This window comes from Bauldia sp. (assembly GCF_965232525.1).
Classification (GTDB): domain Bacteria; phylum Pseudomonadota; class Alphaproteobacteria; order Rhizobiales; family Kaistiaceae; genus Bauldia.
This window is the reverse complement of record NZ_OZ246980.1, coordinates 300,199-312,384: the sequence shown is the minus strand read 5'-3', so window position 1 is coordinate 312,384 and position 12,186 is coordinate 300,199. Positions and strand designations below refer to the sequence as shown.

10 protein-coding genes are annotated in these 12,186 nt (G+C 65.1%); 4 read left to right on the top strand and 6 right to left on the bottom strand.

What is annotated here, in order from left to right; genetic code table 11:
* Positions 1-4: 4 nt before the first annotated feature.
* From ACO076_RS01470 to ACO076_RS01445, 6 genes are read right to left on the bottom strand one after another with little or no spacing between them, the layout of a single operon-like run.
* A complete protein-coding gene (locus ACO076_RS01470) occupies positions 5-652 on the bottom strand; it encodes an RraA family protein (protein ID WP_421724965.1) in 648 nt (215 codons plus the stop codon).
* 17 nt (positions 653-669) lie between these two features.
* The gene (locus ACO076_RS01465) at positions 670-1,452 is read right to left on the bottom strand and encodes an SDR family NAD(P)-dependent oxidoreductase (protein WP_421724964.1); all 783 of its coding nucleotides are present in this window, start codon (positions 1,450-1,452) and stop codon (positions 670-672) included.
* Positions 1,449-2,549: an ABC transporter ATP-binding protein gene (locus ACO076_RS01460; protein WP_421724963.1), complete on the bottom strand. Its 1,101-nt coding sequence runs from the start codon at positions 2,547-2,549 to the stop codon at positions 1,449-1,451. Before ACO076_RS01460 ends, ACO076_RS01465 begins: the two co-directional genes overlap by 4 nt.
* A 3-nt stretch (positions 2,550-2,552) precedes the next feature.
* Entirely contained in the window at positions 2,553-3,398 is an 846-nt protein-coding gene (locus ACO076_RS01455) for a carbohydrate ABC transporter permease (RefSeq protein ID WP_421724962.1), read from the bottom strand.
* Positions 3,395-4,300, bottom strand: coding sequence for a carbohydrate ABC transporter permease (locus ACO076_RS01450; RefSeq protein ID WP_421724961.1), 906 nt, complete (start codon positions 4,298-4,300; stop codon positions 3,395-3,397). The genes ACO076_RS01455 and ACO076_RS01450 overlap by 4 nt, the downstream gene beginning before the upstream one ends.
* Positions 4,301-4,305: 5 nt before the next feature.
* Positions 4,306-5,625 (bottom strand): extracellular solute-binding protein, encoded by a 1,320-nt coding sequence (locus ACO076_RS01445; RefSeq protein WP_421724960.1) that lies wholly within the window; start codon positions 5,623-5,625, stop codon positions 4,306-4,308.
* Between the two features lie 142 nt (positions 5,626-5,767).
* Here ACO076_RS01445 and ACO076_RS01440 point away from each other — a divergent pair, with 142 nt between their 5' ends.
* The 4 genes from ACO076_RS01440 to ACO076_RS01425 all read left to right on the top strand — a co-directional run bounded on the left by ACO076_RS01440 (position 5,768) and on the right by ACO076_RS01425 (position 12,180).
* Complete coding sequence (locus tag ACO076_RS01440; protein WP_421724959.1) at positions 5,768-8,527, top strand: glycoside hydrolase family 2 TIM barrel-domain containing protein; 2,760 nt, start codon at positions 5,768-5,770, stop codon at positions 8,525-8,527.
* Between the two features lie 308 nt (positions 8,528-8,835).
* The gene (locus ACO076_RS01435) at positions 8,836-9,732 is read left to right on the top strand and encodes a dihydrodipicolinate synthase family protein (RefSeq protein WP_421724958.1); all 897 of its coding nucleotides are present in this window, start codon (positions 8,836-8,838) and stop codon (positions 9,730-9,732) included.
* 19 nt (positions 9,733-9,751) lie between these two features.
* The gene (locus ACO076_RS01430; protein ID WP_421724957.1) at positions 9,752-10,894 is read left to right on the top strand and encodes a mandelate racemase/muconate lactonizing enzyme family protein; all 1,143 of its coding nucleotides are present in this window, start codon (positions 9,752-9,754) and stop codon (positions 10,892-10,894) included.
* Between the two features lie 44 nt (positions 10,895-10,938).
* Positions 10,939-12,180: an ABC transporter substrate-binding protein gene (locus ACO076_RS01425; RefSeq protein WP_421724956.1), complete on the top strand. Its 1,242-nt coding sequence runs from the start codon at positions 10,939-10,941 to the stop codon at positions 12,178-12,180.
* Positions 12,181-12,186 lie beyond the last annotated feature (6 nt).

The following is a 12,186-nucleotide window of genomic DNA, read 5'->3' as shown; positions in this document are numbered from 1 at the left end:
TCGATCAGAACTTGCCGTGTTTCAGATAGGCGTCCTTGGGCGACTCGCCCTCCAGGATGGCCTTGCGGACAAGGTTCTCGGTCTGCATGACCGCTTCGACCTGATCGATCACCTCCTCGGCGATATCGCCCGGAATCACAACGGCACCGTCTATGTCCGCGATGATGTAGTCGTTCGGCGCTATCGTCACGCCCATGAAGTTCAGCGGTTCCTGGAGCGTGTCCGGCGTCCAGGCGCCGACAACGTCGCGTGGGGTGTAAAAGCGCGCGAACACCGGAAAGCTGATATCGATGATGAACCGGCAATCGCGACAGCCGCCGTCGGTCACGTAGCCCTTCACGCCACGAAACTGGAGCGTCTCGGCGCTGAGCTCGCCCATCAGCGCCCGGTCCTGGTCCTGGCCGGTGGAGACGACGACATGGCCTGAAGGGGCGGCGGACAGGAACTCGGTCCAGGCGATCAACGATTCATGGCCGCCGATCCCGCTCTTTGGGCTGCCGGCGACGGTGAAGACGGGACCGGCAAGGGTCCGTGTCGGGTCAAGCGGCCGGACATCCTTAGGCAGGACCGTGTTGGTGACCCCGCGTTCGCGCAGAACATCGTAGACAGCGCCGCTGTAGCATTTCTCCAGCCGTTGGCTGAGTGTGTGCATGTCCCCCTCCCCGCGTTTCAGATCCAGCCGCCGTCGACCGTGTAGGTCGCCGACGTGCACATGCGACTGTCGTCGGAGGCGAGAAAGGCAACCAGATTGGCGACGTAGGCCGGATCGATCAGTTCCTTCAAGCACTGCCCGTCCAAGACGATCTTCTCCAGCTCGGGCGTCAGCCACAGCTTGACCTGGCGCTCCGTCTTGATGAAGCCGGGAATGATGCAGTTGACCCGGATGCCGGACGGTCCCAGCTCGCGCGCGAGGCCGTTGGTGAGCCCCTCGATGGCCGCCTTGGCGGTCACATAGGCCGAAAGCTCGCCGAGGCCCAGGCGCCAACTGCACGATCCCATATTGATGATAGCGCCGCGGCCGCGCTCGACCATGCCTTTGGCTACAGTCTGCGCGGCGAAGAACTGATGATCGAGGTTGACGGCCATCCGGTCGCGCCAGAACGCCGGCGTGACCTCGTCGATCCGATGGCGCTGATCGTTCGCGGCGTTGTTAACCAGGACGTCGATGCCGCCAAGCGCATCGTCGAGGCGTTCGATGGCGGCGATGTAGGCGTCGAGATCGGTGACGTCGGCACGCTCGAAAAGTGGCTGATGGGCGATATCTTCGGCGCCCAGCCGGTCGAGCAGTGCGGTGCTGGCGCCGTCGTCGGTGTCAACGAAGCCGACGCGTGCGCCCTGGCGCGCCAGATGTTCGACGATCGCGGCGCCGATGCCGCTGCCGCCGCCGGAGATGAAGACCGGGCGGTCGGGCAGACTGGGGTAGAGGGCGAATTGATCCTGATCGGTGCTCAAGGTGCAGCTCCCTCTCCCAATCCCGCGAGTCGTTGGCCGTTGGCGTCGAACAAATGAAGGCGGTCGGATCTCACGCGCAGCGTCAGCCGCTCACCCGGATGCAACGGCGCCTCGCGCGGCAACTGCGCGGTGATGAAGGTGGAGTCGACCGGGCGCCCGCTGACGGGTCGAGCATAGAGGATCGTTTCCCGGCCGAGCCGTTCCTCCAGCTCGACGATTGCGTCGATGACGACCGCGTCTCCGGGGCCTTCGCCGATATGCACATCTTCCGGCCGCACGCCCCAGATGACGGGTCCGTCGGGCACCCGCGCGGCTGGGGTGAACGCACCGACCCCTTCGGTCTCGATGCGCTGGTCGTGCACCGTGCCTTCGAAAAAGGTCATCTTCGGCGAACCAAGAAAACCGGCGACAAAGCGGTTGGCTGGCTGGTCGTAGAGATGTTCCGGCGCGCCGAACTGCTCGATCACGCCATCCCGCAACAGGACGATCCGATCGGCCATGGTCATCGCCTCGATCTGGTCGTGGGTGACGTAGATCATGGTCGCGCCAAGGTCGCGATGCAGGCGCGACAGCTCGACGCGCATCGTCGCTCGCAGTTCGGCGTCGAGATTGGACAGCGGCTCGTCGAACAGGAACACCGCCGGGTCCCGAACGATCGCGCGGCCGATCGCGACGCGCTGGCGCTGGCCGCCCGAGAGCTGACGCGGCTTCTTGTCGAGCAGCGACTCGATCTGCAGGATGCGCGCCGCCTTCTCTACCGCAACCCGGCGCGTCGCCTTGTCCTGCCCCGCCAGCCGCAGGGCAAACCCCATGTTCTCCGCGGCGGTCAGATGCGGGTAGAGCGCGTAGGACTGGAACACCATGGCCACACCCCGGTCGCGCGGCTCCTCGGCGGTGACATCGCGGCCATCCACCGCGATCGAACCGTTGGTGATGGTCTCCAGCCCGGCGATCGAACGAAGCAGGGTGGACTTGCCGCAGCCCGACGGTCCGACCAGCACGACGAACTCGCCCTCGTTTATGTCCAGCGAGATATCCTTGAGCGCGTGAAATCGTCCGTAGTGCTTGTCGACACGCTTCAGGCTCACTCCGGCCATGCTCTATCCCTTCACCGATCCGGCGGTCAGGCCCCGGATCAGGAACTTGTTCAGAAGTACGAAAAAGATCAAAACCGGCAGCCCGGCCAGCACGGTAAAGGCGAGAAGCACGCCGACCTGAGTGCTCCATTGCCCGAGCACGGCCGAGATACCGACCGTGATGACCTTGCTGGTGTCCGAACTGACGAAGGTGAGGGCGAACAGCAGCTCGTTCCAGGCGAGGATGAAGGCGAACACCGCGGCGGTGGCGATCCCCGGTGCGGCCAGTGGCAGCACGACACGGACGAAAGCGCCAAACTCGGAACAGCCATCGACTTTCGCCGCCTCAGGCAGGTCGCGTGGGATGCCGACGAAGAAGGCGCGCAGCGTCCAGGTGGTGAACGGGATCGCGAAGGTCGTATACGACACGATCAGCGACAGAAGGGTATCCGCGATCCCCATACGCACGATCAGCAGGTAGAGCGGCACGAGGAACAGAACGTTGGGCAGAAGATAGACCAGCAGGAACATCATCGAGAACATGCCACGGCCCCTGACCTGAAGGCATCCGAGGGCGTAGCCGCCGAGGGCGCCGATCGTCACCGACAGCAGCACCGTGGTCAGGGAGACGATCATCGAGTTCCGCAGATAGATGAGGAAATTGGTGCCCCACAGCGCCTCGACATAGTTGTCGATGGTGAACTCGGCCGGCACCAGCCGCGGCTCGAGACTGAAGATCTGGCTGATCGGCGCAAAGGAAAAGATCGCCGCGTACGCAAAAGGAAACAACACGACCACGGTGACGACGAGCAGCCCGACGGCCAGCGTGACGCGCATGACGATCGTCCATGCGGTGAGGGTGCGTTTCATCCTCGCACCTCGGTCTCGGACCGCGCGTATTGCCTGAAATAGACGGCGACGATCACCGCCACGATCGCGAACATCAGCACCGCGCCGGCCGCGCCCTTGCCGAGGTCACCGCCGATGAAGGAGGTGTTGTAGACAAGGATCGGCAGGATCTCGGTGCTGGAGCCCGGCCCACCGCGGGTCAGAAGGTAGACGGTCGAGACATCGTTGAACGTCCAGATCGTCTGCAGCAAGAGGATGATCAGCAACACCAGTTTCAGGCCCGGCAGCGTGACGTGAAGGAAACGCTGCCAGGCGGTGGCGCCGTCAAGCTTGGCGGCCTCGTAAAGGTCCTTGGGGATCGTCTGGATGCCGGCCATCAAGAGCAGCGCGGCGAAGGGGAACTCGCGCCATGCCTTGACCCAGATTGCCGAGAAGATCGACAGATCGGGATCGCTGAGGAAACCGATCGGACGGGAGATCAGGCCGGAGGCAATCAACGTGCTGTTGATCACCCCGTAGATCTCGTTGAACATCCACACCCAGATGTTGGCGGTGGTGACGATCGGCAGGATCCAGGGAATGAGGATCAGCGCCCGCACCAGCCCGCGGCCCGGGAAGGAATTGGACAAGAGTAACGCCACTCCGAGCCCGGCCGCCAGTTGCAGGGCCACCGCGCCGATCGTCCAGATCAGGCTGAGGCGAACCGCGTTCCAGAAGACCGGATCGCGCAACCAGTCGGCATAGTGGGTTAGTCCGGTCCACGAACTGCCGGCCCCGCCTGCGAGCGCCCGCTCCTCCAAGCTGATCCCCAGCGAAGAGATCGCCGGGATCACCGCCAGCGCCAGCACCAGGCAAAGCCCGGGCACGAGCATCAACGCGCCCGTGCGCCGGTTCAGCCAGCGCGATACCCGCGACCGCGCCATCAGCGTCAGTCGACGAGGTACCTGTGAAGCTCGCCTTCGAGCCGTTCAGTCGCCTCCTCTGCGGACACGCCGTCGACCACGACATCGAGCACCGGCTTCTCCATGACGTTGTTGCCGTAGAAGCTGGCGAGCCGCGGCTCCGGTCCGACCTTCCAGAGATAGGCCTTGGTCTTCTCCAACTGCTTGGAGAGGGCGACGAAGTGCGGATCGCTGGTCAGTTCGGGTGCGTCCTGTGCCGCCAGGGCGGACGGCTGGTTCAGCATGCCGGCCTTGGCGAGGGCGACCTGCGACGCGGGACGATTGAGATAAAGGAGCAGCGCCTTGGCCTCGTCGGGGCGTTCGGTCGCCTTGTTCACCCACAGACCCGAACCGCCCAGGAACGAATATCCGGGACCCATCTTGCCGGGGATGGTGACGGTGCCGACCCGATCTTCGTCGAGCAGTTGAGGCGCCTCGGCGGCGATCTGCTGCTGCACCGAACCGTTGCCGAAAATCATGCCGGCGACACCGAGGTTGAACAGCCGATTGATCGACTGGGAATCGCCGGCCGTCGTGCCGGGCGGCATCACGCCGGCCTCGTCGAAATAGGTGTAGCGGTTCAGCGCCTCAACGAAACGCGGCTTGTCCAGCGTCACCTCAAGGGTGCCGTCACTCTTGCGCTGGGCGAGGGTGCCGGACGCATCTTCATCGACGTTCAGGTAGTAGGTGAAATTGCTCTGGCCGGTGAAGAACGCCCGGATGAAGGGCAGCGCGATGCCGAAACGCCGGCCTTCGGTCAGCGCCGTCGCGGTTTCCTGCAGCTCGTCCCAGGTCGAGGGCGGTGCCAGCCCGGCTTCATCGAACCAGTCCTTGCGATACCAGAGAACGCGGGTCTCGAGGAACCACGGAACGGAGGTCACGCCGCCATCGTAGAGGCCCCATTCGGAGGAGAAGTAGTTGTCCGCACCGAGGTCCTCCAGCACGTCGCTGAGGTCGAGCAGGTGTCCCTGGTCCCAGTAGATCGCCGGGAAAAGGCCCATGCCGCCGCACTGCGAGACGTCGGCACCGGTTCCCGCTTCGAAACTGGTGGTCCAGCGGCTGAACACGTTTGACCACGGCACCACCTGCAGGTCGACCTCAATGCCGGTGTCCTCGGTGAAATCGGCAAGGATGCCGCTCACCGGCGCTTCGTTCTGGCTGTCCATGATCCAGAAACTCAGCGGCGGGCGCTGCTGGGCAATCGCGAAATGCGGCAAGGATGCCGCAAGACCGGCGGTGGCCGCCCCCTTCAGCACGGTGCGGCGGGTGATCGGTTTCCTGGCCTGGATGTCCTTTCCGGTCGTCATAATCGAGCTCCTCCCGTTCCCTACGCGCCGTGGCCCGAAGATCAGGCCTTGTGGCGCGATCAGACGTCTTGTTGCCCCGGTAGCAGTAGCGAACGATAAGTGGTATGTAAAGACACTAAAAGTCCTACATAGGGGGGATGCAGTGACCGAGCGGCGGACGACGGACCTTTGCGGTCCATGGCAAATCTGGTTCGACGACGAGGCCGATTGGGAGTCCGGACCGGTTCACCTGCCGGGGACACCGCTGACCGCGATCCAATCCAACCCGCCCTCCGGCGGCTGGGACAACTTGGCAAACGGCGAGCCGATCACGGTGCCGGCGGTCACCGACGATGTCAGGGCCGACTATATCGGTGTGTCCTGGTGGTCCCGAACGATTACGCTCGCCGGCCGCTCCAATGCGGTGCTCGCATTCGCGGCGGCGCGGCTTCGCGCCGAGGTGTTCCTCGATGGCGAACTCATCGGCCACGACATTGAAGGCTACACGCCCTTCGAGATCGCGATTCCGGACCATCTCAACATGGCCGGAGACCATCAGCTCGCGGTCCGGATCACCAATCCCGGCGGCTCCGACAACTGGGAGGATCTGTTTCCCATCCGCTGGGCAGGTATGGTCTTGCCGTCGAGCCACCATTTCGGCGGCATCTGGCAACCGGTCCATCTTCACGAACATGACGGCCTGCGGATTGCCGATCTGTGGGTCCGCACCGCGCTCGCCGACCAGACGATCAGCGTCACGGGCGAGATCGAAGGCGAGGGAGCGACGCGGGCCAGGATCACGGTGACGGCGCCCGACGGCGAAATCGCGTTCGACCGGTCCTATGATTACGACGAACCATGCACGCGCATCGCCGAAACCGTGTCGCTCGATCAGATCTCGGTGCACGAGGTTCTGGCGCCCCGGCTCTATCGCGTCCGACTGGAGGTGGGCCGAGATGAGGTGTCCGACGCTTGCGAAAAGACGAGCGCGTTTCGTGAACTCGACATCCGCGACGGCAAGCTGCTTTTCAACGGGCGGCCGATCTACCTGGCGACATCGATATCGTGGAGCCTCTATTTCAACGGGCCGATCGCAACGCCTGAAGAAATCGACAGTGAAGTCTCGGCGATCAAGGCGATGGGCCAGAACATGGTCACCGCCCATCGCCGTGCGGCCAATCCCGAGCTGATCGATGCCCTCGATGCGGCGGGGCTGTTGCTCTATCAGGAACCCGGCGGCGTGCCCTCATTGCGCGAGCGCTTCGGCGGCGGACACTGGCTGCCCGAGCAGGATTTGGAGACCGCGCTCGCTTTCGCGGAACTGCGTATCGCGAGGCTTTGGCGGCGTGACCGGTCCCGCCCTTCGCTGGTGTGGTGGAACCTCGCCAATGAATGCCTCGATCCCGGCGATGGCGATCCCGGCGCGCCCGCGCACCGCCTGCTCGCCGTGGCCCGCGACAACGACGACAGCCGGATTACGACATGGACCTCGGCGTGGAATCCGACGCCGCTCTACACCCCCGACACCGACGAACCCGGCACGACGTTCGACTTCCATGCCGTACTGAACTGGCCGTCGATGTGGCACCAGCAGATGGAGGCCGAAATCGCCGCCATCCGGCCGCCGGGCGACATGCCGTACGTCGCCGGCGAAAGCCAGAATTTCACGTCCCTTGCCGGGCTCGAGGCGCTGGCGGAAAAGGCAGCCGATCGCCGAGTGAAGCGCCGGTTCGACGGCAAGGTTCTGTCATGGAAGACAACGTTTGACGAGGACCTGACCGCCGTCGATCCGGACAAACGGCTCGGCGGAGCTGACGCCCTGATCGCGGCAACCGCGCGCGTCCAGTCCCACGGCGTGGCCAAGCTGGTGCGCCATCATCGCGCCAACGCGGATTGCGATGGCCTGGCCATCAATGGCTGGCATTCGCATCCCCTGATCGGCACGATGGGTATCCTTCGGGTCGATCGCAGGCCCGCAGTGAATACTGACGCGATTGCCGAAGCCAATGCCGCCTTGCAGATCGTGCTGACCGGTGTGGATCACGATGTGGCGGCGGGCGATGAAATCCGACTGACGCCGGTCGTCCTGAACGCCGAAGCCGTCGCGGACCTGACGATCGACGTTACCGTCGCGATTGACGGCGACAGCGGCGCCCGGATCGCGGGACGGACGTCGGGCGACCGCCGTCAGATTCTCGATCCTGTGACCTTTGCGGCGCCGGCGCGGGCATCATCGATCGTCCACCTCGATGCCGTCGGCACGATCGGCGACGCGCCGGTGGCGGAGACGATCGAGATCGCGGTCAGCGATCCGGGGAAGCCAAGCTGCGCCGATATCGACGTCTTCGATCCCCGCCGGGCGCTCGCCGGGATCGTGGAACGGCCGGGCGCACCCTGGCGGCTCGGCTCGACACGCCCCACCCTGATCTGTGCGAACAATATGCGCCTGATCCATACCCTGTTCGCCGGCGGTCCCCGGCGCGCGGCCGTGCTTCTTCGTCCCGATCTGCCGGGCGCGAGCGTGCGTTCAGTGCCCGGCGATCTCGCCCGCCTCGGCGTTGCCCGTCGCGATGCGCGCTACATCAACGTCCTGGGCGACTGGAACGGCGGCTGGGCTTTCGACACCGGCCACCAACTGCTTCCCTCGCTCGGGACGGCATCGATCTGGAACAGCCCGCAGTGGCGCCTCTTCCCCCGCCAGATGATGTGGGGACTGGAGGGAGAAATCCTGACCGGGGCGATCAGCTTCGAGGGGGCGGGTGTGTTCGAGACCGGGGATCTGCGGATCGGCGCGACGACGGTGATCCTGAGATCGGAAGGCAACGAAGTGCTGGTCACCACGCTGCCACTGACCGAGGCGGCACGCACGAGCCCGCTCGCCCGGAGCGTCATCTCCGATATCGTCAACTGGCTGGTCAGTTAACGCGTGCAACATCCGGCGGGCGCCAGTGGCGATCGTCGGGACATGCGGCCGGTCATGACGATCCGTGAGATTGTCGGCTGAGATTCGCCTGAGGTTCAGGTTGAGTCACGCGTTTGCCTGAAATCGACAAACGTCCTCGCTGAGAGGCAACGCCGCGGCGCCCAACCCGGCGTCGCTCCTGATCAGTTGCAATAATCCTCTGCATTTTCATCGGCTTGGCCGCGGACCGCGGAAACGCCGTTGACAGCGTCATGGTCGTGATCAATAGTTCCAATTATGAAAATAATGTCTCAATAATAGGGACGGAAATGCAAAGCCTTGAGGGCGTCCTGCCCATCGTCCCCACGCCCTTCAACGTTTCGGGGGCGCCTGACCATGAGTCCTTGCGACGGGTCGCCGGGCACGCGGTACGCGCCGGATCGGTGGCGCTGGTCTATCCAGGCGTTGCGAGCGAGGACCTTTATCTGACGGCGGAGGAGAGCTCGGCCTGCCTCGACGTGGTCATCGATGCCGTCGCCGGGCGACGGCCGGTGATCGCGGGCGTGAACGCTGCCGATCCCGAAGACATGGTGTCGCTTGCGCGCAGGGTCGCAGGGCAGGGCGCGGAGGGCATCATGGCGATGGCCGTGCCGGCGATGCGCGACGACCTGAGCGGCTGGTTTGCCCGGATCGAAGAGGCAGCCGGCGGGCGGCCGATCATCCTGCAGAACCTGTTCGCCCCGCGCGGCGCCGATCTCAGCGCCGACGAGATGATCGCGTTGTCCCGCGCGATCCCCGCGATCCGCTATGTCAAGGAAGAGGGCATACCCTCCGGCCCGAAGGTCAGCGAACTCGCGAAAGCCTGTGGACCCGATCTCGACGCCGTGATCGGCGGCGGCGGCGCCCGCTATCTGATCGAGGAGCTGGATCGCGGGGCGGTCGCGACCATGCCCGCGATCGAACTTCTCGATCTGCATGTGGCGCTGATGGCCGCCTACAAGGCGGGTAGACGGTCCGAAGCCCTGTCGCTCTACGAACGCTCGCTGCCGCTCCTGCTCATTCAGGCGCCCTACCGGATGCGGCTGACGAAGCTGATCCTGAAACATCGCGGTCTGATCGAGACCGATCTGGTGCGCGAACCGCTGCCCGAGATGGACGACGTTCTGCAACGGCTGGTGCTGGAACTCTACGAGCGCGCCACGGCCGAGGAGACGGTCGTTGCATAGCGCCATCGACGATATCCGGGTGTTCGTCTTCGAGCGCGGGCGCGGCGACATCTATCTCGGCACCCCGGGCGCCAACGAATTCGCCCTCAACGCACACCACCTCGTGCGACGGTTCAACGGTACGGTCTACCCGACCAAGGACCGCTCGGTCGTGGTCAAGCTGACCGACCGGGACGGCGCGGTCGGTTGGGGGGAAACCTACGGGCTGGTGGCGCCGAAAGCGGTCGCCGCGATCGTCGACGACCTGCTCGGCCCCTACCTCAAGACGCTCGCGCCATCGACGCCCGACACGGCGTGGGACGCACTCTACGATCTGCAGCGGGTGCGCGGATATTGGGGCGGCTACCTCGCGGACACCCTCGCAGCACTCGACATCGCGCTGTGGGATCTTTACGCGCGCGCCCGGGGCGAGAGCCTGCAGGCCGCGCTGGGGCGGGCCGGAGCGGGTGCGCTCCCGGCCTATGTCTCCGGCCTGCCCCTGAAGACCACCGCCGAGCGGGTCGACCTTGCGGCACGCTGGAAGGACCGCGGCTTCGATTGCCTGAAGCTGCCGCTTTCGGCCACCGAGGATGGCGACGCACCGCGCGAATTCGCGGCGCTGCGGGATCGGCTCGGCGACGATCACAAGATCGCGCTGGACGTTCACTGGACCAAGGACGTGGCGGGCATGCTCGCGCTCGACCGCGACCTCGCCCCTTACGATCCGTGGTTCCTCGAGGCGCCGGTCAAGCCGGAGGACATCGCCGCCCAGGTCGAGATCGCTCGCGCGGTCAAGGCACCGATGGCGCTCGGCGAGGAATGGCGGACCGAGTGGGACTACATCCCGCGCGCCGGCGCCTGCACCATCGTGCAGCCCGAGATGGGCCACACGGGCGTCACCCAGTTCATGCGTATCGCCCGCCGGGCCGAGGCGATCAGCAGCCGCATCATGCCGCACGCCACCATCGGGTTGGGCATCTTCATGTCGGCCAGCCTGCGCGCGGCGCATGCCGCCGGGGCGGAAAGCCACGAATACCAGCACACCATCTACGACCGGAACGCCGAACTTCTCGACGGGGCGGCGCCCTGCGCGAACGGCGCGTTCCAGATACCCGACACGCCCGGTCACGGGGTGGTGCCCAACGCCGACGGGCTCGCCCATCTGACCGAACTCAAGCTCTAGAAAAGCAACGGAGGAGAAGACCCATGGACCTGTTCACCAAGACGATGGCGGCCGGCGCGCTCGCCGTCAGCACGGCCCTCACCGCCGTCCCGGCGGCGGCCGAGACCCTGACCTTCGTCAGCTGGATGAAGGACGAACCCGGCTATGGCGACTGGTGGAACGAGATTATCGCCGAGTTCGAGGAAACCCATCCCGGCGTCGAGATTAATATGAGCCGCGTCGCGCGGGACGAATATGCCGACACGATGTTCACCATGTTCGCCGGCGGCAATCCGCCCGACATCGTGCACCTCGCCGCCTTCGAATTTCAGCCCTTCGCCAACGAAGGCTGGCTCGAGCCGCTCGACTCCTACATCGCCGAAGCCGGTCTGGACCTGACCGGCTGGGCCGGTCAGCCGACCTGCGAATGGGACGGCGACACGGTCTGCATCATGCTGCTCTATACCGGCTTCGTTCTGGCCTACAACGAGGAGCTCTTCGAGGAAGCCGGCGTCGAGATCCCGACCGACTGGGAAAGCTATGTCGCGGCCGCCACTGCCCTGAAAAAGGACACCGACGGCGACGGCATCAACGATCAGCTGGGCATCGCGCTGCCGTTCCAGGGCGACGCGACCGTGATGCAGGAAGCGTTGAACTACGTGCTGGATGCCGGCGGCCGCTGGACCGTGGACGGCGAACCGGCGTTCGACAGCCCCGAGGTCATCGAAGGCCTGCGTCGCTGGAAGTCGCTGTTCGACGACGGCCTGACGCCGAAGGAGCTGAGCTCGGCCGATGTGCGGCAGTTGCTGCTTGAAGGACGCCTCGCGATGACCGTCGATGGCGGCTGGATCAACAATACCTTCCGCAGCGCCTCGCCGGAGGTGCAGCAGCATCTGAAGATCGCCAAGTCGCCCTTCAGCCCGCCGCTCGGCGGCACGTCGAACGTTCTCGGCATGCCCTCGGACATCTCGGACGAGAAGAAACAGTTGGTGTGGGATTTCATCGCGCTGACCGCTTCGCAGAAGTACCAGCAAAGGTTCGCCGAATGGGGCAAGGCGCCGGCGCCGCGCCCCGGGTTGGATTACAGCCAGTTGATGGCCGATAATCCGTCCTTCGAGGTGCTGGCCGCAGCCGCCGCGGACGCCGCCGCCGCCAATGTCGACCGCCTGCCCAAGGGACTGGAACTGGAGAACAACGAGGTGGTGAAGATCTTCTTCAACATCGCCCAGCAGATGATCATCCAGGACCTGTCCCCTGAAGAGGCCGCCAAGATGCTGCAGGAGCAGGTCACCCGGATCGCCGGCTGACCGAGA

Excerpts from the sequence above, each read along its gene's own strand:
- ACO076_RS01470 (WP_421724965.1), bottom strand. The coding sequence starts at position 652 with ATGCACACACTCAGCCAACGGCTGGAGAAATGCTACAGCGGCGCTGTC.
- ACO076_RS01460 (WP_421724963.1), bottom strand. The coding sequence starts at position 2,549 with ATGGCCGGAGTGAGCCTGAAGCGTGTCGACAAGCACTACGGACGATTT.
- ACO076_RS01455 (WP_421724962.1), bottom strand. The coding sequence starts at position 3,398 with ATGAAACGCACCCTCACCGCATGGACGATCGTCATGCGCGTCACGCTG.
- ACO076_RS01450 (WP_421724961.1), bottom strand. The coding sequence starts at position 4,300 with ATGGCGCGGTCGCGGGTATCGCGCTGGCTGAACCGGCGCACGGGCGCG.
- ACO076_RS01445 (WP_421724960.1), bottom strand. The coding sequence starts at position 5,625 with ATGACGACCGGAAAGGACATCCAGGCCAGGAAACCGATCACCCGCCGC.
- ACO076_RS01435 (WP_421724958.1), top strand. The coding sequence starts at position 8,836 with ATGCAAAGCCTTGAGGGCGTCCTGCCCATCGTCCCCACGCCCTTCAAC.
- ACO076_RS01425 (WP_421724956.1), top strand. The coding sequence starts at position 10,939 with ATGGCGGCCGGCGCGCTCGCCGTCAGCACGGCCCTCACCGCCGTCCCG.